23 protein-coding genes are annotated in these 24,095 nt (G+C 38.9%); 13 read left to right on the top strand and 10 right to left on the bottom strand.

Annotated features, from left to right (window positions below; genetic code table 11):
• The first annotated feature begins 560 nt into the window (after positions 1-560).
• From H0W62_13865 to H0W62_13835, 7 genes are all read left to right on the top strand, one after another.
• On the top strand, positions 561-2,714 hold the full coding sequence (locus tag H0W62_13865; GenBank protein MBA3649608.1) for a hypothetical protein: 2,154 nt from the start codon (positions 561-563) through the stop codon (positions 2,712-2,714).
• Between the two features lie 109 nt (positions 2,715-2,823).
• A complete protein-coding gene (locus tag H0W62_13860; GenBank protein MBA3649607.1) occupies positions 2,824-3,735 on the top strand; it encodes a hypothetical protein in 912 nt (303 codons plus the stop codon).
• Positions 3,736-3,906: 171 nt separating this feature from the next.
• On the top strand, positions 3,907-4,281 hold the full coding sequence (locus H0W62_13855) for a response regulator (GenBank protein MBA3649606.1): 375 nt from the start codon (positions 3,907-3,909) through the stop codon (positions 4,279-4,281).
• 303 nt (positions 4,282-4,584) lie between these two features.
• Complete coding sequence (locus tag H0W62_13850; GenBank protein ID MBA3649605.1) at positions 4,585-5,202, top strand: hypothetical protein; 618 nt, start codon at positions 4,585-4,587, stop codon at positions 5,200-5,202.
• 315 nt (positions 5,203-5,517) lie between these two features.
• On the top strand, positions 5,518-5,832 hold the full coding sequence (locus tag H0W62_13845) for a hypothetical protein (GenBank protein ID MBA3649604.1): 315 nt from the start codon (positions 5,518-5,520) through the stop codon (positions 5,830-5,832).
• A gap of 16 nt (positions 5,833-5,848) precedes the next feature.
• On the top strand, positions 5,849-6,526 hold the full coding sequence (locus H0W62_13840) for a hypothetical protein (GenBank protein ID MBA3649603.1): 678 nt from the start codon (positions 5,849-5,851) through the stop codon (positions 6,524-6,526).
• A 146-nt stretch (positions 6,527-6,672) separates the two neighbouring features.
• A complete protein-coding gene (locus tag H0W62_13835) occupies positions 6,673-7,296 on the top strand; it encodes a DUF3455 domain-containing protein (GenBank protein MBA3649602.1) in 624 nt (207 codons plus the stop codon).
• Between the two features lie 140 nt (positions 7,297-7,436).
• On the opposite strand, the gene H0W62_13830 is transcribed toward H0W62_13835, so the two are convergent.
• Genes H0W62_13830 through H0W62_13805 form a run of 6 tightly spaced genes read right to left on the bottom strand, consistent with a single transcriptional unit; the run spans position 7,437 to position 12,942 of the window.
• A complete protein-coding gene (locus tag H0W62_13830; GenBank protein MBA3649601.1) occupies positions 7,437-8,105 on the bottom strand; it encodes a tetratricopeptide repeat protein in 669 nt (222 codons plus the stop codon).
• Complete coding sequence (locus H0W62_13825; protein ID MBA3649600.1) at positions 8,105-9,112, bottom strand: VWA domain-containing protein; 1,008 nt, start codon at positions 9,110-9,112, stop codon at positions 8,105-8,107. Before H0W62_13825 ends, H0W62_13830 begins: the two co-directional genes overlap by 1 nt.
• A complete protein-coding gene (locus H0W62_13820) occupies positions 9,109-10,092 on the bottom strand; it encodes a VWA domain-containing protein (protein MBA3649599.1) in 984 nt (327 codons plus the stop codon). Before H0W62_13820 ends, H0W62_13825 begins: the two co-directional genes overlap by 4 nt.
• A complete protein-coding gene (locus H0W62_13815; GenBank protein ID MBA3649598.1) occupies positions 10,089-11,066 on the bottom strand; it encodes a hypothetical protein in 978 nt (325 codons plus the stop codon). The genes H0W62_13820 and H0W62_13815 overlap by 4 nt, the downstream gene beginning before the upstream one ends.
• Entirely contained in the window at positions 11,067-11,942 is an 876-nt protein-coding gene (locus tag H0W62_13810; protein ID MBA3649597.1) for a DUF58 domain-containing protein, read from the bottom strand.
• Position 11,943: 1 nt separating this feature from the next.
• Complete coding sequence (locus tag H0W62_13805; GenBank protein MBA3649596.1) at positions 11,944-12,942, bottom strand: MoxR family ATPase; 999 nt, start codon at positions 12,940-12,942, stop codon at positions 11,944-11,946.
• 441 nt (positions 12,943-13,383) lie between these two features.
• On the opposite strand from H0W62_13805, the gene H0W62_13800 reads away from it, so the two are divergent.
• Positions 13,384-13,545: a hypothetical protein gene (locus tag H0W62_13800; GenBank protein ID MBA3649595.1), complete on the top strand. Its 162-nt coding sequence runs from the start codon at positions 13,384-13,386 to the stop codon at positions 13,543-13,545.
• Positions 13,546-13,636: 91 nt separating this feature from the next.
• On the opposite strand, the gene H0W62_13795 is transcribed toward H0W62_13800, so the two are convergent.
• A complete protein-coding gene (locus H0W62_13795) occupies positions 13,637-14,545 on the bottom strand; it encodes a prohibitin family protein (protein ID MBA3649594.1) in 909 nt (302 codons plus the stop codon).
• A gap of 116 nt (positions 14,546-14,661) precedes the next feature.
• Between H0W62_13795 and H0W62_13790 the strand changes: the two genes are divergently transcribed.
• The 4 genes from H0W62_13790 (at position 14,662) to H0W62_13775 (ending at position 19,633) form a co-directional block, all read left to right on the top strand.
• Positions 14,662-16,032, top strand: coding sequence for a GIY-YIG nuclease family protein (locus H0W62_13790; protein MBA3649593.1), 1,371 nt, complete (start codon positions 14,662-14,664; stop codon positions 16,030-16,032).
• 32 nt (positions 16,033-16,064) lie between these two features.
• On the top strand, positions 16,065-16,667 hold the full coding sequence (locus H0W62_13785; protein ID MBA3649592.1) for a DUF479 domain-containing protein: 603 nt from the start codon (positions 16,065-16,067) through the stop codon (positions 16,665-16,667).
• Between the two features lie 116 nt (positions 16,668-16,783).
• A complete protein-coding gene (locus H0W62_13780) occupies positions 16,784-19,093 on the top strand; it encodes a T9SS type A sorting domain-containing protein (protein MBA3649591.1) in 2,310 nt (769 codons plus the stop codon).
• A gap of 60 nt (positions 19,094-19,153) precedes the next feature.
• The gene (locus tag H0W62_13775) at positions 19,154-19,633 is read left to right on the top strand and encodes a RecX family transcriptional regulator (protein MBA3649590.1); all 480 of its coding nucleotides are present in this window, start codon (positions 19,154-19,156) and stop codon (positions 19,631-19,633) included.
• A gap of 65 nt (positions 19,634-19,698) precedes the next feature.
• Here H0W62_13775 and H0W62_13770 read toward each other — a convergent pair whose 3' ends face one another.
• The 3 genes from H0W62_13770 to corA form a co-directional block, all read right to left on the bottom strand.
• Positions 19,699-20,952, bottom strand: coding sequence for an amidohydrolase family protein (locus tag H0W62_13770; protein ID MBA3649589.1), 1,254 nt, complete (start codon positions 20,950-20,952; stop codon positions 19,699-19,701).
• 81 nt (positions 20,953-21,033) lie between these two features.
• A complete protein-coding gene (locus H0W62_13765) occupies positions 21,034-22,170 on the bottom strand; it encodes a hypothetical protein (protein ID MBA3649588.1) in 1,137 nt (378 codons plus the stop codon).
• A 66-nt stretch (positions 22,171-22,236) separates the two neighbouring features.
• Positions 22,237-23,319 carry a magnesium/cobalt transporter CorA gene (gene corA / locus H0W62_13760; GenBank protein MBA3649587.1) on the bottom strand — a complete coding sequence of 361 codons (1,083 nt, stop codon included), beginning with the start codon at positions 23,317-23,319 and terminating at the stop codon, positions 22,237-22,239.
• Between the two features lie 126 nt (positions 23,320-23,445).
• Here corA and H0W62_13755 point away from each other — a divergent pair, with 126 nt between their 5' ends.
• Positions 23,446-24,033, top strand: a complete 588-nt coding sequence (locus H0W62_13755; protein ID MBA3649586.1) for a NifU family protein — start codon at positions 23,446-23,448, stop codon at positions 24,031-24,033.
• Positions 24,034-24,095 lie beyond the last annotated feature (62 nt).

The raw sequence follows: 24,095 nt of genomic DNA, 5'->3' as shown, positions 1-24,095 counted from the left end.
AATTTTATATGAATTTTTAAGTAATACTGCATGATTGGATTCGGGTGCTTAGGACTATTTGCTTGCGATACATTGATAGCAAAATGATTGAAATTGTTCATGTGGTAATAAACGGCGCTGACCGGTGACACCGGGACAAGCTATAAGAGGATCTAAATGAAGATTGCACTCAATAGGGGTTCGCTTTGTATAAAATTTATGAAACCCTTCATGTGCATCGATGCTCAACATCCGTTCCCTCATCAATAATTGCGACAATTATAGGGTGAGGAGTAAGATTGGTAATCAGAATCAGAACCCGTTTCAATTTTCGACCATGAAGAAAAAGCGACAGATCAATTCAAAAGAATTGGAATAACTTTTAAAAGGCTTTATATACACAAAAAGAGGAATATTAAAATATCGCTAATCTATAGTAGATATAAGATTATTAAATCCGAATTCAACTACATGTTTATGCACTTGCACTACAGCATTAGAAAGATGTTATTTACAGGGGGAAATTGAACTAATACAATTACTACTAATAATGATTAAATTACAAGGGACCATTTCAATATATGAAAATTCTATCTCCCTCAAAATTCTTCACAGGCCTTTGGGGATTTTTTATTAACTGTATTTTTTGCTCAGTACCTGCTATAATGTTTGCGCAAAATGACACGCTTTATTTTAAGCATTTTGGCATGCAACAGGGTATGTCTAGCAATAGTGTATCCAGAATAATACAGGATCATCTGGGTTATATGTGGTATGGTACCAGGGAAGGGTTAAACAAATTTGATGGTTATAACTTCACGGTATACCTGCATAATTCCAGGAATGTGAATTCACTTTCCAGTGATGATATTACCTGTTCCGCCGTAGGAGGTCAGGGGATGATATGGATTGGAACCTCTGGAAAGGGTTTGAATGGTTTCGACATTTATTCGAATAAATTTAGTTGTTATCATCAGTCTGCAAACAGCAGTTCACTGATACAGGATTCCATAACCTCACTTTTTGTCGATAGCAGCAATATAGTCTGGATAGGAACAGCAAGCATGGGTCTGGATGCATTTGATCCGCAAACAAAAATCTTTAAGCACTTCCGCTCTTTAGAAAACCAGGAAAATTCTCTCACTGATAATCACATTACGTGCATAGGCAGCAATGGAAAAGGGATACTTTGGATTGGTACAAGGTATGGTGGAATGAATAGGGTAAATACTCATAGCGGCGCTTTCACTGCTTTCAATCACAGAAACGAAAATTCTAATTCTATTTCCTCAAATAATGTTCGTGATATTTATGTAGATCCTGTGTCTAATACAATCTGGATTGCAACCGATTGGGGACTTAACAAATTTGAGCCCTGGGTGAATAAATTCACCGCTTATATTCACAATGAAAAAGATCTCTCATCCATATCAAGCAATGATGTCACCTGCGTATTTAAAGATAAATATGGAAAGATTTGGGCTGGCACTGCCGATAAAGGAGTGAATGTATTGTATGCAGAATCAACAAAGTTTCTACTCTACATTCACGACGCAGATCAATTAAATTCACTAAGCAGCAATAAAATCAGCTCTATTTCACAGGGAAGAAGTGGCATGATGTGGATTGCCACTACCGATGGGGGACTGAATGCGTTTAACCCCAAAAGCCTGCCATTTAATTTATCAAATCCTTTTACTGAACACTGTGACCATAATCACGCAGCATGTATAGTCGCTATGATTGAAACCAAAAATCATTCTATATGGTACGCTACGCCCGATGATGGCATCACTGAAATTAGCAGTTCGGGAGAAATAATCCATACTTTCAGACATGATGCAACCGTCGGCACTTCATTATGCAGCAACAACATTGTTTGTGCAATGGAAGATCATCGCGGATTGATTTGGATAGGATCCAGGGATGGTCTTAACACCATTGACCCGCAAACTCAAAAGGTTTCAAAAATAAATTTTCAAACGATAGAAGATGCAGGCGCTGCGGCATGGAATCCTCACTATTCATCTTCCGGCCATGCAATTACTGCCTTGCTGGAAACACGCAATAGCATTACGTGGATTGGAACATGTAATGGTCTCTTTTTATTTGACCCGGATAAAAATAGCACCGTATTATTTCGCACTGAAGAAGTACCAGATCCCTTCACGGGAATCATTACTTCTATTGCCGAAGATGGTGAGGGTGTAATATGGATTGGAACCAGGGAGGGTTTACTTACCTATCGACCACTTAGCAAAAAATTGACATGGTACCACCATGATATCAATAATATTCACAGCATAGGAAGTGATTATATTAATAGCGTCTATATTGATGCTGACGAAAATGTTTGGATAGGCACGGAGGATGCAGGATTAAACATTTTCAACAGAGAGGCTAATGGATTCGTAAGTTATGCTGCAGGCGACGGGCTTCCCGGCAATTCTGTGAGCAGCATTCTTGAAGACAACAATTCGCATATCTGGATTGGTACTTTAGCCGGGATCTGTAAATTAACCTTTGATCATTTTGCTTTAACCCGGATTCGTTCATTTGATGAAACGGATGGATTACCTACAACACATTTCGAAAAAAGTGCTTGTCTGAAAATGAATGATGGCCGCATGCTGTTCAGCTGCAGCAAAGGTATTATCATGGTTAACCCGGATAATCTGAATCCGAATACCAGAAAGCCCCCGGTGGTTATTACCGATTTCAGATTGTTTTTATAAATCAGTGACTCCAGGTGATCCGACAAAAATTCTGAGTACTTCGATTTCCAACACCAAAGATATCCGGCTCTGTTATAACCAAAATGTTTTCACATTTGAATTCACAGCAATGAGCTTTATTAATCCTGAAAAAAACCTATTTGCTTTTAAGCTTGATGGATTTGATAAGGATTGGCATACAACAGATTATAAAAACAGGATAGCAACTTATACCAGTCTTCCTCCGGGCAATTATAATTTCCTGGTGAAAGCGAGCAATAACGATGGTGTATGGAATGAAGATGGTACTGCAATCCATATTACTATTAATCCTCCATTCTGGAACACATGGTGGTTTTATATATTGTGTTTTTTGATGTTGGTACTCACACTGTATGTCCTTTACCGCTACAGGCTGAATCAAATTCTAAAGCTCCAACATGTACGGAATAAGATTGCGAGCGATCTTCACGATGATATCGGAAGTACCTTAAGCAGTATTGCAATTTACAGTGAGCTTGCAAATGAGGAAGTAAAAAACCATTCTCCGAAAGCTTCATCGCTATTGGATACTATAAACGAAAATTCACGTAATACCATTGAATCTATGAGCGATATCGTGTGGGCAATAAATCCTGATAACGATCGCTTTGAAAATATTCTTCAGCGCATGCGAACTTTTGCATCAGCTATTCTGGAAGCTAAGAATATGGCTCTCACATTTGAGTCATCTGCTTCCTTATCAGGATTAAAGCTATCTATGGAGAAAAGAAAAAATCTCTATCTTATTTTTAAAGAAGCTGTAAATAACGTAGCAAAATATTCTGGGGGAAAGAATTGCTCGATCAAAATAGGACTTGAAGGAAAAGTGCTGAATATGGAAATTGCAGATGTGGGAATTGGTTTTGATCTTAATAATTATGGACCCGGAAACGGATTGATAAACATGAAAAAACGCATTGATGAGATGCGTGGCAAATTTATGGTTCAAACAGCAATAGGAAAAGGTACTGTCATTCAGCTTTCCTTCCCGGCCCCCTAGTATGAATCAACCTCGTTTTTGCTAAACACTTTTAGCTGTAGTTAATAGACTAACAATAATTAAGCATTTTTTTTTTGAGAATATTATTTAGCAACCTGCATCTTGTTTTTGTTTGTCCTATCGAAAGAATTTTTTAACAATGAGTAAAATTTTTATCAGGGATTTGTCTTCATAAAGAATAAACCGCATGTAATAGAACAAACCCCTGTTAAAATATCAATCTTTGAAGACAACAAATCCCTGCTTAATGGACTGTCGCAGGTAATAGAGTGTACGCCCGGCTTTGAATTATATGGTGCTTATCCTGATTGCAATAATCTGGTTAAAGATCTCAACCTTGCTCCTCCTGATGTAGTGCTTATGGATATTCATATGCCAGGTATCGATGGAATATCTAATGCAAGTATAGTTGGAAACAAATCAAGTTACGGTTTTGATAACGAAGCGCTCCGTGTTGTGAATAGCATGCCGGATTGGATTTCTAAAAAAGTTAATGGCATAAGTGTAAAATCGTACTGCCTGCTGCCTATCGTTTTCAAACTGTGAAGAGAATTTCCTATAAGTTTATAATGGTTTTTTTCTCTTCGCATTTATGGCGAATAGAAATTGATAATCGCAATTCAAGAATCTTCTGTAAGGAAGATTTTTGATATTTTAATAACTTCTTTCCGAAAACTACCAGTAAGCTTTCCGGCGAGTTAATCGCTCTGCAAATTTTAGCAAAGGCATAAATAGATTAACTCCGGCATCTGATACTTTTGGGCACTACCACTTCATGTACTTGAAGCCGGCCTGTTAAGCACCTTACCTTTACGGCGTATATAATATATAACTATCTAAAACAATTTTATGAAAACCATTTTTATTTTTCTTACTGCTCTGTTACTTCAATACGATATTTCTGCACAGGTAAAATACACGTTATTGACTCCTCCTAAAAACATTATTGATTCATTTGTAATTGATATTAACAGTGATGGCATTCCTGATTTTATACTTAAGCATACGCAAAAAAAAGAATTAGCCGCAGGTGCAGAAGCAGTGAATTTTACCGATGATTATATCTCTTTGGTGCCTTTGAATTTCAATGCTTTCACACAATTGCCACTCGACTTCGGATCGATGATCAATAAAGATCAAAAGTGGTGTACAGTGCCTGCTGACCTGTTGTGGACATCTCACATTATGTTACGCAGCAAACATGTTAAAATCTGCAAACACGGCCCATGGATCCGTACTGCCGATAATTATATCGGAGTACAATTAAATTTAAATGGTCAATTCTTTTATGGCTGGATCAGGATTGAAGCAGCAAACAATGCAACCTCTGTTACAATTTATGATTTTGCCTTTACAGATAAGCCTATGCTTGGAATTTTCTGCAACAATGCCTATTCAATACGCCATTGCCTTTCTGTAATGCAGTTTCAGTTGCCAGTGACTGAAATGACTGTGACGGGTAAATAAATACTGATGCGTTTTATCAGGCAGTTTAAGATTTAATCCTTGTACTGCCAGCAGTCGGAGCCTTTGGCAAGACTTCGACTTTTCTTATCTATCATTCACTATCATTTCGTTTTGATATCCTATTATTCTCAGCGTTCAATATATTCTTTACAAATATTATAAATAAATAATATCTAATAATGCACCACTACCACATCATGCACTTGATGTGAGCGGTTCGGGAAGCTACTTTTGTTATCAATATATATTGACAGATTATATTAGGAGGAAGCCGAAAATCCTTTCCAGAGTAGGCAAAAAATAAATATCTAATTTATGAAAAATCAAATTCTTAAATCAAGAATGGCCGCTGTAATAATGCTGATCGCCATTTTACTCTTTTCTATTACAAGCTGTAAAAAATCAGTTTTATCTCCAAACACCTCAGATGAAAGCACATTGACAGAAGATAAGCAAGATGATGGTAGTACAAGCGCACGTTGCCTTGTTACCCATACCGAGGATGACTTGTTTGGTTATACCCTCGATATTTTTTATAACGCAGCAGGTAATCCTGATTCCATGAGCTTTGATGGAGGTTTTCCTGCAACCATGGAGTACGATAGTAAGGAATCGTCTTATAAAATCTAATTATGGTACAGACGGCGTGCACTTTGATTTTATTTATAAAGGTAACAGCCCTTTACCTGCTGTTCTAAACTATTATTATCCAGGTATAACTGACCCCCCTAACGATGAATTGATATTTATTGATAGTTTTCAATATAATATTCAGGGACAAATTATCAAGGATGGATTTACTAATTTGTTATCTCCCGAATATAATGGTGCATATATATATACATACAATAAGCTGGGAAACGTAAAAAGGGCTATGGTAAGAGCGGAAAATGGCGGAACTGTTTTTAATCCCGGCTATACTATTAATGAGGCAGCTGGTTATGATAACAATAGAAATTTTATGGCAGGCAGTAAATGGATAAAATATATTTTGTTTCACTCTGAGGTGGATCCAGCAGATTATTTCAGAATGTTTTGCAGGAATAATCCTTTGAACTGGACATGGAATTATTCCGATGGTACATTTAGTCCCATCTCAGCATCCTACATATATGATAGTGAAGGTTTCGCAAATACAGTGAACCTTAGTTTATTGGATACGGATGGTATCACTGAGGTGTTAGCTTTTACTGAAACGTCTTCTTCAACCTGTGACAATTTACAAGAGCCGGTTAAATATATGCCTTCAAACAGGGTTTCTTCTCTTCGCCAAAAGCCTGGCATATTAATGGGAATGCTTCCTTCTACAACCGTTAAGAAATAGTGATCAGGTGCTAACCTTGGTAGTAGCAAGGAATGAAATGCTTGCAGAAAATTTAAAAGTATCAATAAACATTAACTAACCATTTTCTTTAAGGACGAAGCCGAAAATCCTATTCAGAGTAGGCAAAAAAGTAAAACAAATAATTTATGAAAAGTCAAATATTTAAAGCCAAAAATATCGGGGTTGCGATGCTTATGGCTTTTTTTGCTCTTGTGATCACAAGCTGCTCAAAAGAAAATCTTTCCCCCATGGGAAATGATACGAATGTTGCTGCTTCAACAACAGATCTGAGAAAGGCCCCAATAGTGCCTGAAATAATCCAGGTTCCGGAAGGAAATAAATTAGTTTGGAGTGCTTATGCCACAGGCTCTCAGATTTACCAGTGCGAACGCAGTACAACCGATTCTACGGTATTCCTGTGGGTGTTTATAGCTCCGGATGCGACTTTATATTCCGATCAGGCATATACTGAACAGGTAGGTATTCACTATGTTGGTCCAACCTGGGAAGCCACCACCGGCCCTAAGGAAGGTAAAAAAGTAGTAGGCTTAAAATTGCAATCTATAACAGAAGATATTACCGCTGTACCGTGGTTGCTTCTCAGCGCAGTGCCCAGTTCAGAACCGGACAGTTATACGCAGATAACTTACATTCAGCGGTTGTATACTACAGGCGGTTTAGCACCCACTACAGGTGCAGATGCTGCTCACGAAGGTGAGCAGGTAAATGTTCCCTATACGGCGCAGTATTTTTTCTATGCAGCAAGATGATTAATTTTTAAGGGTACAGTTTCTTAAGGCATAGCTGTTTTGGTAAACACAAAGCAGCTATGTTTTTTTATTTTATTAATTTGTAAGTACTAAACCATATTTCTGATATCAGATTTGACTAGCCTTTACAAAAAATGTGTCTACCAATCTTTCACAATTTTTTTTCGCCCGCCAAGTAAGTTATGCTGAACCAATTGTTTTTGCGTTAGCAATTCATCCTTATTGATGGCTTCCTCTAATTTTTTTAATTCGTCAGGTGAGAGAGGAGGTATAACCATTTCAGGAATTTGTAGTTCCGTTTGATTTCTTTTATTTAACTGGATAGCAGATTGCCTTCCTTGCTGAATCATTGCATTAGCGTAAGCAAGGTTATACCGCGCCTCCTCATCATGGGGATTCAGCCGAACAGCTTCCTGATAGGCTAATATGCTTTCATCATATTTCTTTTGTGCAAGCAGGCAATTTCCAACATTAAAATACCCCGGCGCTTTTTTAGCGTTGTCTTTCTGGATGGTAATAAAGGTCTTGTATTGCATAGTGGCATTAGCGTAATCTTTCAATTTATAAAAAGCATTACCCAGGTTAAAAACAGCTTCCGGAAATCGATGGATATTGTCGTATTTAACTGCATCATTGTAATACTGTTTTGCCTGTAAGAAATCTTTTTTGGCATATGCTGAATTTCCCTTTTCAATAAGCTTTAGTGTTGATTGCGCATAAAGAGAATTGATTCCCGCAATTATTAGTAACAATGCGGCAATCATCGCTATTTGATTTATCCTTTTTTTTATTTCGCGGATGATAGTCATCAACTAAACCATTTGCTTTTCTTATTGCTTATAAACAGGTCGAATATCAGGCAGAGCAGTGCAGGAATTACCAGCCATTGAAATTTGGTATCGTATGCTGCGAAAATCTGTTCATCATACATATTATTATTTACTTCATTAAGCCGCTTTATAATTTGCTGCAGTGATTTTTCTTCAGAAGCAATCTCTGTATATATTCCATTAGTTTCCCGCGCGAGTTGTTGTAAGGTGGAGGGGATCAGTTTGGATAATACTACCTGTCCATGATCATCTCTTTTAAAAATTTGCTGTGTTCCGGTGTTTACCGGTATGGCTTTGCCATTTAAAGTTCCTGTTCCTGCTGTACAGATCATGATGTGTTCTTTTTGCGCTTCTTTAAGAGCTTGTTTTACCTGTTCCTCATGGTCTTCACCATCACTGATCAATACAATAGCCTTATAATGATTTTGATTTTCCGGTAACGCTTTTACTGCTTCAAGAATAGCTGCCCCTAAGTCTGATCCCTGTTCCATTGTATTTTCAGTGGAAGCAGTTTTTAGCATCAGCTGGACTTCGCTATGATCCTCCGTGAGCGGTAATTGCAATTGCGGAACCCCTGCGAAGGTGATCAGTGCGATCCGGTCATCTGTGCGGTGTTCAATAAGACGAGCGGCGAATTGCCGGGCAACTTCGAGACGGTTTGGTGAAACGTCCTCTGCCAGCATACTATTGGAAACATCTAACACAATAGCCAGGTCAATTCCCTCATGCTTTATCTTTTGCTTCATACCGGAACTTTGCGGATTTGCAATCGCTATAAGAATAAGTATTAAAGCACATAGCGGTACACCAAATTTTATAAAGTTTTTTTTTGCAGAGTATCCGGGAAGCAGTTGCAGCACAAGGGCAGGGTCACCAAATTTTTTCAGGAAATAAGTCTTCCACTTAAGGAATAGTACAAATATCCATACCAGCAGCGGGACCGTTAATAAAAAAAAGAGAAAAAGGGAATGTTCAAAGTGCATCATGTCAGTGTCTTAAACACGGTGTACCGCAGAAGTAATTCCAGAAATACAGCAAAGGCTGCAAGACCTGCAAACCAGCCAAAACGTTCCTCATATCGTGTAGTAGTTATCATGCTGACTTTGGTTTTTTCAAGCCTGTCAATTTCACGATAAATATCTTCAAGGTTTTTGGTGCTGGTCGCCCTGAAATATTTTCCATTCGTGATCTCAGCAACCTTAGCAAGCAGAATTCCTGCAGCAGGACTTTGCAAACCGTTTAAACCATTTTCAGCAGGTGGGTCTATATGAGAATTATGCAATTGAATACCGATGGTATATACACGGATAACGGAAGATCGGGCAAGTTGAGCAGCTTGCAAAGGAAGTATCTCCCCTGCATTATTTTCGCCATCAGTCATTAAAATGATCACGTGACTTTTGTCACTATTATTTTTTAACCGGTTTGCAGCAGTTCCCAAACCTGTTCCTATTGCAGTGCCATCCGTAATGTAGCCAGCCTTTACCTTGGCAAGGATATTCTTTAAACTGGCGTGATCTATTGTAACCGGGCATGCAGTATAGGCCTGACCTGCAAAAAGCACCAGTCCGATTCGGTCATTAGGGCGTCCGTCAATAAATGAAGCAGCAATTGCTTTTGCAGCTTCCAGCCGGTTGGGTGTAAAATCTTTTGCCAGCATGCTTCCGGAAATATCCAGTGCAATAATGATGTCGATCCCTTCACTGGAAATAATCTTTTTCCCCGAAACCAGCTGTGGGCGCGCTGCTGCCACTATGACCATAATAACGGCAATCATACGGAGCATAAATGTGCTGTGGCGCAGATAGACTTTATATGATGTCTTCGCTTTTTTAAATCCATATACAGAAGATAACTGCAGACTCACCTGTTGCCTGTTATTTTGCCACACATAAAATGCTGCCAGCAATGGTATTGAGTTTAAAAGCCAAAGGAATTGAGGATTTGCAAAAGAAAGCTGCATCATACAGAGTTATCTTTTTCAATTGCAAATGATTTTGTTTTATTTATGAAATCAACAGCGTTTATAAAAATGCGCTGGTGGTCTTTTTGCGATGGCCGTGCTTGTGCAAATTTTACCTTGTCTGCTAAAAGAAAATCTTGGCTCAGCTGATCAAGCAAACCATTGACTTGTATCTTATTTTTAAGTGAAGTAATAATTTGATGGGATGTATGTTCCAATGCAGGAATCTGAAAGAAAGACTCAATATATTCCCGCAGAATTTGTGTGATGCGGATATAGTATGCTTCTATATTCCCTTTTTGCCACAGCTCTTCCCGTTCCAGATGTTGCAGCCTGCTTAATGCGGTCTCGGCTGGAGGTTCAGCAACCGGAAGTGGTATTTGTTTTTTAAACTTTTTTTTCTTGAAGACATAGTATGAAATGCCTGCTGCTGCTGTTCCGGCCAATAGGATAGGTATTATATATAAGGTCCTTCGTCGTGAATCTGATACAAGGGCAAATGGTTTTTTAATGTCGCGAAAAGCTTTCGAGGTGTCCACCGCTACTGTGGATACCTGCATGAATAATTCAGAAGAAAAGGTGCTATCCCATATCCCATTTTTTTTCTGATAATAAAATATGAAAGACGGAATTCGTAACAGGCCTGTATCAAAGGTGGTAAGAGTAATGGTTCTTTTTTCAGTGATATAATTTTTATAGCGGATAGTATCTATTTTACTTTCTGAGAGTTTCTGAAATACGTTCGCAATAGTGTCCTGTTGTGGAATCCATCGTATAATCCAATCTTCGGGATGATCTATGGTAAGATGAATAGCAATAGGTTCTCCAATCAGGAATTCTGTAGAATCCGGAATTGCTGAAGCTTTTACAAATTGTGCTTTGGCAGTTTGGAGCTTAAAGACCAGGAAAGCTAAAAAGATCCAATGGTAATACAGCCAATTATGGAGGCCGATGCATTGTTTAATTCTTATTCCCATTTAATTACTGTGAATTCGCTTCACAAAAAAATTCATTAACGCCCTTATATAATTTTCAGCAGTGCTGATGCTAACCATTTCTGCGCCGCTTTGAAGAAAGGTGGTTTTTAAGCGGGAAAGATTCTCAATAAAAGATATTCCATACTCTTTTCTGACGCTTTTATCCGATGTGTCTATGCAAACCTTCTTTCCTGTTTCAGCATCTGTAAAAAACGAAAGTCCTGCATCAGGAAGTTCACGCTCCCTCTTATCGTACACGTGAATCCCTACCAGATCATGTTTCCTCGATGCAATGCGAAGCATAGGGTCATAGCCATAATTCAGGAAGTCCGACAGCAGAAAAACAACACTTTGTTTTTTCATTATGTTATTCAAAAAATGCAGGGCAGCGAAAATATTAGTTCCCGCTGAGGAGGGTTTAAAATCAATAAGGTCTCTGATAATACGCAGAACATGGGACCGGCCTTTTTTTGGGGGGATAAACTTTTCAATGGTTTCAGTAAAAAAAATTATTCCTACCTTATCATTATTCTTAATAGCAGAATACGCAAGCACCGCACTGATCTCCGATATAAGCTCATGTTTCATTGCCCTTACAGTACCAAATTGCATGGACCTACTGGCATCAATAAGAAGCATTATAGATAGTTCGCGTTCCTCTTCGAAAACCTTTACGTACGGATGATTCAGTCTTGCTGTAACATTCCAGTCAATGGAACGGATTTCATCACCAGGCTGGTATTCACGCACATCGGAAAATGACATGCCCCTTCCCTTAAATGCACTGTGATATTCTCCTGAAAAGGCATCGCTGCACAAGCCGCGTGTTTTAATCTCAATCGTTCTCACCTTCTTCAATAACTCAGCAGTTTCCATATCAGGGTACCTCCACCTTATTTATAATTTGCTTAATGATTTCATCTGTGGTCACGTTCTCCGCCTCTGCTTCGTAAGTGAGCCCGATGCGGTGCCTGAGAACATCGAGGCACACATTTTTTACATCGTCTGGTATTACATAGCCGCGGTGGTTTATGAAAGCAAATGCTTTTGAAGCAAGAGCAAGATGAATGCTTCCTCTTGGTGAGCTGCCATATTGCAGCAGGTTCTTCATCTTGTCGAGCTTGAAGTTTTCCGGCGAACGGGTTGCAAAAATGATATTAAGGATATACTGTTCTATCTTCTCATCCATATATACTTCCCGCACCGTTTTCCTTGCATTTAACATGTCCTGCCTGGAGATCACCGGTTCAACCTTCAGTTCCTCATTGGCAATATTCTGCCGCATAATCATACGCTCTTCTTCCTGTGTTGGATAGGTAATAACCACTTTCAGCATAAAACGATCGACCTGTGCTTCGGGCAACGGATAGGTTCCTTCGTGCTCAATAGGATTTTGTGTGGCTAAAACTAAAAACGGTTCCGGAAGCTGGAATGTCTTTTCACCAATGGTTACCTGGTGCTCCTGCATGGCCTGCAGTAATGCGCTTTGCACTTTTGCCGATGCACGATTAATTTCATCTGCAAGAATAAAATTGGAGAAGATCGGTCCCTGCTTCACTGTAAATTCATTCTTAGGCTGATTATAAATCATTGTACCAATTAAATCAGCTGGCAGTAAGTCAGGCGTAAATTGAATCCGGCTGAACTTTACATCTACCGCTAAGGCAAGCGTTTTTATTGCCAGTGTTTTTGCTAAACCTGGTACTCCTTCAAGCAAAATGTGTCCATTGCAAAGCATTCCCAGCACTAACCGTTCTATCATTTCTTTCTGGCCGATAATCACCTTACTGGTTTCATGTGTTAACCGGTCAATAAAAGTGCTTTCACTTATAATTTTCTCATTAATATTTGTAACGTCAGCAGTTGCAGTTTTCATAGATGATGTGATATACTCAATCCTGGTGAAATTATAAATTCAGCTTAATAAAGCGTGATACATCTCCTTTGCAGATAGAAGTTTATGAATAAGTTTATCAAATAGACTACAGAAAAATAGGGCACCAGTTAGTCCACTGAGAATTACGGACTCCAAGAAGCATTTTTGTTAAAGTTCAGCTCGCAGGAAAATTAAAGATTCTTACCGACAGATTCACAGCAACCACAGAAGAATACTTCATTCAGTTTCTTAGTTGTCACATTTCACATCACATGAATGGTGCAGGTGGCGGAGGTTGCGGATAAGTGATTCCAATCCGCACCTTTACAACAACTGAATTGCGTACCCAGAAATACGGCCCAAGAGTAGTTCTGAATTATTCCGGTAGTATTCTCCGTAATATTATCATTTGCTATAATTCGGATGACTGCTCCTTTTTAGGTGGCGGAGCTATCCGGACAGTTAGAGATGCAAGCCCGGCTGGCAGCATCCATAGTGGTAATCAACCTGATAGATAATTGGGCAAAAGAAGGGAACTATTACATGAAGAAATGGAGACTCCGGGTCTTCACTCTGTATTATTTCAACAGGAAGCAACCATAGGTTTAATGGTGTTAAAATTAATGTAAATAAGGAAACGGCTCGCGTAAAAGCCAATTTTAATTAGAATTGCTTATTACAATACGCTTTGAGCTTATTTGTTTTCATTTAATATGATCGGCACCCCGCCTTTTGTATCTCCCATTATAAGCACCTTCCCATTACTTGATAAGGCGAGCTCTTTATAGGCCTTGATCATCTCATATTGAAGTTGCTGTGCAGTAAGTGACTGGCTGATGATCTTCTGGTAATCAGAAATACCCTGTGCCTCAATGCGCTTGCGTTCCGCTTCCTGCCGTTCCTTCTGCAATACAAATTGCATCTTCTGCGCCTCCTGCTCGGCCTGGATCTTAGATTCTATAGATTCCTTTACCGAAGTAGGTAATGTAATATTTCTTACCAGCAATTGCTGAAGCTCGAGTCCTCGGGCTTTAAAATCATTATCGATACCCGTGAAAATTTTTTGCTGAAATTCCTCGCGCTTGTTTGAATATAAATCCACAGCGGTGTAATATGTAGCATTGTCGCGGATTTTCGTCCTGGTTACTGGGCGAACAATAACATTTTGATAATCCTCACCGATCGTCCGGAGAATATTTGGGGTACGTGCTGCAACAACACGATAAAGTACGCTCACATCAAGGGTCAGTTCCAATCCGTCGGACGTCAGTACCCGGATGGCATCATCACCTTGCTTATTACCTTCATCGGACATACCAGACATGGTGTAATTCTCAGTGCGCACATCAAATCGTTTTACAATTACAAAAGGATTTACTACATGCAGTCCGCTGTTAAGAATATTTTCATTTACCTTGCCGAATAAGGTTTGCACTCCTACTTCTCCTGCTCCTATCTGTACTACACTGGAAGAAGCAATTCCTACGATTATCATCACTGCTGCAACTACCTGTACTATGCGAGCAATAGCCCTCGTTTTTTCTGATTGCCGGAGCGCCACCGAAACCACCAGAGCGAGAATGGCAAAAATTATTAAAGCCATAATTTTTTTTCATAAATATAGCCGTTAAAATGCTTACCTGAGTTCAGATCTTAATACTATTTTAATAATTGACAAGAATGTTTAACCTTTAGTAAGAATTAACTTTCGCTGCCGGAATGTATTCCATTATTGATATTGAAACTACAGGAGCTCATGCGATACATAATCGCATTACAGAGATAGCTATTTTAAATTTTGATGGAGAAAAAATTACAGACCAGTTTATAAGTTTTGTCCGTCCCGATTCCCACATTCCTTTTTTTATTTCCTACCTCACCGGTATCACCAACGATATGGTGAATGAAGCACCTGCCTTTGAGGAAATAGCAGAAGCTATTGATAGTTTTACTCAAAATCGGGTTTTAGTGGCGCACAATGCGCACTTCGATTATAGCTTCTTAAAGCAGGCATTTCAAAGAACCGGAAAAAATTTTCAGCGAAAAACACTTTGCACCCTCCGCCTCAGCCGCAAGATCTTGCCGGGTCACCGAAAGTATTCGCTTGATCATCTTTGCAGAAGCCTGGTGATTGAATCATTACCGTGCCATCGTGCGGAAAGCGATGCAAGATCTGCATTGCATCTTTTTACACACCTGATACGCTGTGACCGTGAAGGCATTATAGCTTCTTTCCTTAAAAAGAAACAGCCGGAGATACATTATCCCCCACATCTTGCCTTAACCCAGGCAACTGCATTACCAGAATCGGCAGGGGTGTATTTTTTTCTTGATAAATCAGGAAGGGTTTTGTACATAGGCAAAGCAAAAAATTTGCGTAGCCGTATTCGGGGTCATTTTTCAGGGACTTCTTCCACGAAAGCTAAAACTTTGCTTATGAACCAGATTCATCATATCCAATATGAAGTATGCGGAACGGAGCTGATAGCAATGCTGAGAGAATCTGCTCTGATAAAAAAACATTTTCCGCCTTTTAATACTGCCCAGAAAATTTCAGAGAACAATTACGGTGCTTATGCCTATGAAGATGGAAAAGGTTATGTGCGGTTTGGTATTAAAAAGCTAAAAGCAACTGATCGGCCGCTGGCATCATTTGCATTGCTGCAGGAAGCCCGCCATTTTCTTGAAGAAAAAAGGAAACAGTTTCATTTATGCCCAAAGTTCTGCGGGCTGCAGCAAGCTGCCGGTGCCTGCTTTGATGTGGCTTTAAATTTATGCGGCGGTGCCTGTTCGGGAAAAGAAAGTGCGGAAGTGTATAATCAGCGTGCCGTACAGGCGAAGGATTCTCTGAAAACTGAGAGCAAAACTTTCATTATTGTAGAAAAAGGAAGAATGGAGACCGAGCGTTCTGTAGTGCTTGTGGAAGATGGAAAATACCTAGGCTATGGTTTCACAAGCAATACAACTGCACAGGAATTTCAGGTTTTGAAAGAGAATATTGAACATCAAAAAGATAATCGTGAAGTTCAGATGATTCTTCAATCCTACCTGTTTAAAAATACAGGCTGTCAGATAATCTTTCCTGCCTGAAATAGTCCAATCAATCTTAACTAAATGCCCATTTGAATCACCTCGCTCATTTATACTTATCCCGTTATTCCGAAAGAATGATGGTAGGGAATTTTATAGCAGATGCGGTGAAGGGCAAAAAATATTCAGTATTTGATTCTGAAATAGCCCGGGGTATTTTAATGCATCGTGAGATCGATACGTTTACGGATTCGCATTTTATTGTAAAACACAGCAAAAGGTTACTGTATAAAAGATATGGTCTGTATTCCTCGGTGATTGTGGACATATTTTACGATCATTTTCTTGCCAAAAATTTTTCTTACTATTCACCTGTTTCTTTAGCAAATTTCTCCTCTCAGTGTTATGAATTATTGTATTCTTATTTTGACCAGCTTCCTTCCCGCTACCAGCGAATGCTGCCTCACATGAAACAGGAAAACTGGCTCATTGACTATGGGAATATTGAGGGTACTCAAAGATCACTTACAGGGATGTCGCACAGGATTAAATATAATCCTGGAATACAACATGCAACCACTGAACTCAGAATGTATTACAAGATTTTTAATGAAGATTTCCATTTATATTTTCCGCTATTAGAAGAGCACATTTCAGGCTGGTATAAAAAAACAAAAAAAACGAAGGATATATAACGATAGTCAGAAGATATTGCATGCTGCAATTACGATCCTTTATGCCCGTTCTGGTGAAATATTTCAGGACGGGGCTCGTTTCGAGAGGACTTCAAAAGTTTATTTTCGCTTTAATTATGAGAAATTTTTCCATTCTGTATATAGTATCTGTATTCTTTATTCAGTTTTCTTATATACATCATGCTAAGGCACAGACACTAGGGCTGGGACAATGGGATGAAATGCTTCCATATAGAAATGCATTAAGCGTTACAGCGTCTCCAAATAAGATTTATTGCGCCACCTTGCTATCGATGTACTCTATTGATAAGAATGACAATTCACTGGAGCGCTATACTAAAATCAATGGCCTTTCTGATATTGAAACCCGGGTTATCGCCTTCGATTCAATTCATAATCTGCTGCTTATTTGCTATCAAAACAGCAACATTGATATTATGCAAAATGGAGCCGTGATCAATATTTCCGATATACAGCGCAAGAGTATAACCGGTGATAAAACGATATACAGCATTTTTATCTATGGCGATTTTGCCTATCTCAGCTGCGGCTTTGGTATTGTGGTGGTTGACCTTCTTAAACATGAGATAAAAGATACCTACTATATTGGCTCCACAGGTAATTCATTGCAGGTAAACAGTGTTACCTCAGATGGAAATTATTTGTACGCTGCTACCATTTCCGGAATATTGCGGGGTGCACTTAATGACCCTAATCTTGCCAACTACAGTGATTGGCATAGCTATACTCCGGCTGAGGGAATTCATACAGGAAATTATATTGATGCCTCCTTTTTTAATGGTAACGTTTACGCTGCCAAAGGAGATTCCGTTTTTGAATTGAATGACTTAGGCTGGATTCCATTTTTTGTACGCCCTGGCAGCAGCATAAAAAAGCTTGAATCGAATACAAATTCTTTGTTAATCTGTCAAACGGGAGGTGGAAAAGCCCAGGTTTCAATTTTGCACACCACCGGTTTAATAGATTCCATAGCTTCACCCCAACCCTACCAGGCAATTTCAGACAGAGGCATTGTCTGGATTGCAGATCTGTATGCCGGACTGGAGAAGTTCCCCAGCAATTTTTTAGAAACAATTTATCCTGACGGACCGTGGACTTCGAATGTGTTCGATATGGCAGTAAACAGCTCTAACCACAATGTTTACATTGCTTCTGGTGGGTATAATCCTTCATTCGGTTTTACTTTTAATGCAACCGGATTTTTCACCAGGGTAGATGGCACATGGAATCACTATGATGCTTTTAATACGCCTGGATTTATAGACACTTTCGATATTGTTTGTACTGCTATAAATCCTCAGAATAACCTTGTATACTTTGGAAGTTGGTGGAGAGGTATTGCCGAATTTGACGATCAAAAAGGGATTACGAATCAGTTTGATATGAGCAACAGCACTCTTGAGGGAACGAACGGTGATCTTGCACGTGTTAAAGTTGCAGGTATTGCTTTTGATGTCCAGGGAAATATGTGGTGCTCGAATCTTGGTGCTTTAGATCCCATTTCGGTTCGCAAAAAAGATGGAACCTGGTTGCGGTTTAAACCACCTTTTCCTCTGATTCAGCAGTGGATTACCCAGATTTCCTTTGACCAGTTCGGACATGTATGGTTTATTTTGCCTCGCCTTGGAGTTATGGTATATGATCCGGGAAACAGCCTCGACGATCCAAACGATGATCAGTACAGACTTATAACCGTGGGAGCCGGATCCGGGAACTTACAAACTTCAAATGTCAACTGCATTGCTACTGATCAGGATGGAAATATTTGGGTAGGAACAAATGAAGGAGTATCCATTTTTTACTGCCCTGGTGATGTTTTTTCAGAATCAGGGTGTGAAGGGCAACAGATTGTAATTACTGCGGAAGATGGATACAATGGTTATCTGCTGGGTACAGAAAATGTCAAAAAAATTGTTGTGGATGGTGCGAACCGGAAATGGTTTGCCACCGATAATGGACTCTGGCTATTTTCGGCTGATGGTACGCAGCAGCTTCAGCATTTCACGGCTGATAACAGTCCTCTTTTTATAAATTTTATAGATGCGCTGAGCATCGACAATTCAACCGGGGACATTTATATTGGAACAGAAAAGGGATTAATGGTCTATCGTGGTGATGCTACCCTTAATCCTTCGGGCAGCTGTTCACCAACTATTTTCCCTAATCCCGTGCGCGAAAATTATTCCGGGCCTATTGCTATTAGCGGCGTTTCCAATAATGCTGAAGTGAGGATTACGGATATAGCCGGCAATCTGATTTTTCGAACCAAAGCTAATGGCGGCCAGATAATATGGAACGGAAATAACTATCGTGGTCAACGGGCGGAAAGCGGCGTTTACCTTGTGCTGATTTCAAATGAAGATGGAAGCATTTCCTGTATAGGAAAATTGCTGATGATGAGATAAGGTTACATATCTCCATACTGTTAGTTATTGCTCTCCCATATTTCCCGGCTCTAAATTAATATGGTTTCAAAAAATAAAACCTTAACTCATGCGCAGGTGGTGGAGCGGATGAGAAAATATTGCGCCTACCAGGAGCGCAGTCACCAGGAGGTTCGACACAAATTATTAGAACTCGGTGAAAGAGGCAATGAATTGGAAAACAGCATTACAATCCTGATAGAAGAAGGATTTCTTGATGAAGAACGTTTTGCCAGGGCATTTGCGCGTGGAAAATTCAGAATGAAAAACTGGGGCCGAAATAAAATAGTTAATGAACTTAAACGGCGGGCTATTTCCGGTTACTGCATTAACAAGGCAATGACGGAGCTTAATAAAGATGAGTATGAAGCTACGCTCCGGAAATTAGCCGAGAAAAAGGCAGCGTCATTTAAAGATCTGAACATTTTTACTTGCAAAAAAAAGCTTTCCGATTTTCTGATTCGAAAAGGCTATGAACCGGAACAGGCATGGAAGGCAGCAAATTCAATTTATAAGAAATAAGTTTTTTAATATTCTTACTATAATACAAATATGTTAAGTTAGAATCCATATTAAGATTCAATCTGCTATGGAGGATAATAGAACGCTGATTTTAAATATTTTTCCGGGTTCCTGAGCGCAATTTTCATAAAGAGCGATTCATTAAGCACTTTCCGAAAATCAGAAACCAGATCTTTTTCATTTTTCTCCTGTTCGGTCATATAGTAATCTGTGCCAAATAAAATTTTATCACCAACCTCATCGCTTAAGATGTCCTCTTTCAATAGTTTGAAGACGTGTGTTTCGAACAGAGTATAAGAGACATCGGTGTACACATTTCTATATTCTACCAGCATCCTTTTAATTTTATAATACCACGATTTTTCATTTTTAGTCCTTAAGTAATCCATTATCTGATCACTTCCTCCATAATGAGCCATGCATATCTTCAGTTCCGGGAACCGCTCTAATACCAGACGGTAATTATCCGGATTGGAAAAATTATTCTTGAAAACACGGTTTCTTAATTGTGAAGTATCAATAAATACGGTATCAATAAATTTATTATCCAGATCCCTTGGATGCAGGTGGTCGGCGGTTAGCTCTCCTTTATAAAAAACGCCCCCTTTTGTACAATGGGTCATTATAGGAATTTCCTTTTCCTGGGCATACTCATATAATAATTTAAGCCTTGGGTCAAAGGGGTAAAAACCTAATGCAGGATAAAACTTTATTCCGATATAGCCTAGATCTTCGATGTAGTGGCGTGCAAAACTTAGCAGTTGCTTTTCATCTCCGCTTCGGGGATCGATGCAAAGAAATGGTAAGAGATGCTGAGGATATTTTTTTTTGAGCCGGGTAATAAAAGACAGCTGGGTCAGATAATTTATACGCGGCATTCCCGCAGCCATATGGTCCATATTGAGAGTAAGCACCACGAAGCGGGTATCTTCAGAATAACACGGAATTTTCCTCAGTTTTTCAAAGATGAGTTCCTGGCTTTTTTCACGTCCTGCCTCTATAAGATAAGCATATTTTGCAACGAAATCTTTAGGTGTATCCGCAAACCATTCAAAAATACGGGCAAGCCAACGGGTAAAAACTGACCTTCGAAGCCAGCCACTTACCTTTTCCAAAACATAAGAATCTGAATGCATTACAGTACTTACTACCGGAATCTTTTGAAGATTGACTACCACCCAGTGTGATGCCCTCTTCCAGTAAAAAACAAGATAAAAGGAGAACTTGCTTTTACTTAATAATCGGATCAATCCGTGTCCGAGAAAATCTTCCGGAACACTCTTGGCATTAAATATATGGGTATGGCAATTGTAAAACATCTATAAGTTATTTAACACTGAGATCTTATTTTTTCATGGTAGAATAATATAGTTAAAGATTACTTAGAAAAGGATTTAGAATCAGGTTTCAGTTTTATTTCCCGTCGACCTCATATTAACAAATTTCTTCATAGTATCAAACCAAAACGGTGCTCCCAAGGAGACAGCAATTGCAGTAAAAATCCATCCAAGAAAAGTGAGCAGCCCAAGCTTGTCCGCATTCATTTTTATATTTTTTTTAATACCACTATAGCAGCCCCGGAACTGTTGCCAATAGGTTTTAATTTTTAATGCAACTGTGGTATCTTTTACAGAAAGAGTATCATGGGGAAAATATGCCGAATCTATTTTCCAGCCGATTGGAAGGTTTAATTCTTTAATTTCATTATAAACAAATGCAATGGAGTCCATTTTTCTTTTCATATCAGAAAAATAGATCGCGCTATCCCGCAAAGTACCTGTAGAATCACCGGCTAATGTGTCCTGGTTAATTTTTAACCCGCCGCTGTTGATTACCTGTTGGGCCTGGTAATTTAAAGCCGTTCGCAGATCTTTGTTCCTGTATATAACACCCGTAATATAAATGGTATCTACATTCAGCACTATTGCAATCAACAATCCGAAAAAGAACAGCCATTTTCTGAGATCTCTTTTATACCACCCGGTGGCGCGGTCCATATATTCATTATACCAGTCTTCCAGGTGATCTTTCAGTTCTAAAAAATCTTTCGACTTATAAATAAAGTTGTTTAAAAAGGCTTTTACATCGCTGGATCCCAATGTCTGCACACCTTTCTTAAAGTTATAAAACGTTCTTTCGTGATTATCTTTAAAAGTTATTTCCCCGGCAACGTTATCTGACGGATAAATTTCAGTATACACAATATTGCCATCCGGATTCGAAGTTATTTTTATCTGCTTCCCTTCAAAAATCATTACATCTATTAACGCCTTGGTAAATACATCAGAAGAAATATAACTGGGAAGATGGTCATCTGTTCGCTTTAACCCATCGATAAGCGGGTGTTCGTACATCAGCTCGGTCCAGTTCTTATTTCTTGGGTCATTAAAAACTTCATCAATGGCCCAACGGAGGTCTTTTCCTCTTTTCTGAAAAATGGAAGTTACTATCTCAACTATTCCTGATGTAAGTATACTGAGCAGAAAAAAAATAAACACCATGGCAATAGCGACATTGAGTATGGGCAGATCGAGCATGGTATCTTAAAAGATCTGAAAGATAAACAAGTCTTTTTTTAATTTCAGGCAGAATGATTCACCCAATTAGAACCATTTCTTTTTTTTAAAATATAATACCATTATGGCTGCTACAGATAGCATAAGGCCCCAGGCGAAAGCGTAGCCGTATTTCCAGTTAAGTTCCGGCATAAAACGAAAATTCATACCATATACTCCAGCAATAAAGGTGAGCGGAATAAAAATGGTGGAGATAATGGTAAGCACCTTCACCACCTCATTCATTCTCAAACTGAGTGTGGAGAGGTATACGTCCATAATATCACTGAAGAGATCACGGTAAGTTTCAGTAGCATCTATAACCTGAACGATATGGTCGTATAAGTCACGGAAATAAGGTAATGTTTCGGGTTTAACCTGTGCCACCTCACTGCGCAATAAATAATTTACCACCTCGCGCAAAGGCCATACTGATTTGCGAAGAAAAATGCTGTCCTGCTTCAGGTCGTTATACCTTTTCAGAAACTGCTGCGATGGCTCCATCGCAACTTCTTCTTCCATTTTTTCAAGCTCCTCTCCTACAGATTCAATTATCAAAAAGTACTCATCCACTATTTTATCCATTAAGGTATAGCATAAGTAATCGGATCCCATTTTTCGGATGCGTGACTCAGGATCATGTAATCTTTCACGCAGCTTATCAAACAAATCTTTTTCATCTTCCTGAAAAGAGATTACAAAGTTTTTACCGAGGATCATGCTTATCTGCTCAATTTTTAAGCAGTGCTGCACCTTATCATAGGTAAGCATCTTTAAAATAATAAAAACATACTCTTTATCATCGTCTACTTTTGGCCGTGAATCTGTGTTTACAACGTCTTCAAGTACCAAAGAACTAACTCCATAATACTTGCCTATTTTTTCTACTATTTCGGTTTTATAAATACCCGCTACATTAATCCAGGTGTTTGTCAAGGAATTTTTATACTGAAAACATTCTTCAGCACTGAAATAAACTTTTTCATTAAAATGCTTTTCATCAAAATCTATCACAGTTATACGGACCGGGGCTTCCCGCTCATCCCCCACGTAAACCAGATTCCCTGGCGGCATTCCGATCTTTTTTTCAGCCTGTCGCCTGCGATACGCCTTTCTTTTCCTTATTCTCATTATTAAAAGCTTAAGTAAATCTTCTGAAAGTTACATTCATCATTTATATCCTCTTCTATAATTTAATATCCTATGAACTATCATGACTCTGTTTTTGTTAATTTTGCTATAAAAAAATTTAATTGAATGGAAACCACTCTTAATAAAAAGTTAGTAGATGTATATACTGAAATGACTCCAAACCCTGAAACAATGAAGTTTGTAGCGGATGTAATGCTGTATGCAAACAATTCGGCGGATTTTGCGGATGAATCAGCTGCCAAAGAGTCACCACTGGCTACGGAGCTTTTTGGGTTTCCTTTTGTAAAGGGAGTTTTTATCATGAATAATTTTGTCACCGTAACTAAAACGCCAGAAGCGGATTGGACCGAACTGATCCCTGCACTCCGTTCTTTTGTAAAAGAATACCTGGAGGAAGGAAAGGAAACTATTTCAAAAAATTATAAACCCTCTAATAAAACAGAAGCTTCACAGGATGAAAGCACTGTGATAACTAAGATTAAGGAAATGCTTGAGAACTATGTAAAGCCTGCTGTGGAAATGGATGGAGGCGCTATTAAATTTAAATCCTACCACGAAGGCACTGTAACGCTTATGTTACAGGGCTCCTGCAGCGGTTGCCCGTCTTCTATGATTACGCTTAAGGCAGGCATCGAAGGATTACTAAAACGTATGGTTCCGGAAGTTCAGGAGGTGGTTGCCGAATCGATATAGATAAAACATTGATTTTAATTTGCCGGAAAAAGCAGTTTTAATTTCAACAGGTTATTAATAGA

The sequence above is a fragment of the Chitinophagales bacterium genome (genome assembly GCA_013816805.1).
Lineage (GTDB): Bacteria > Bacteroidota > Bacteroidia > Chitinophagales > UBA10324 > MGR-bin340.
This window is presented reverse-complemented; position numbering and strand designations above follow the sequence as displayed.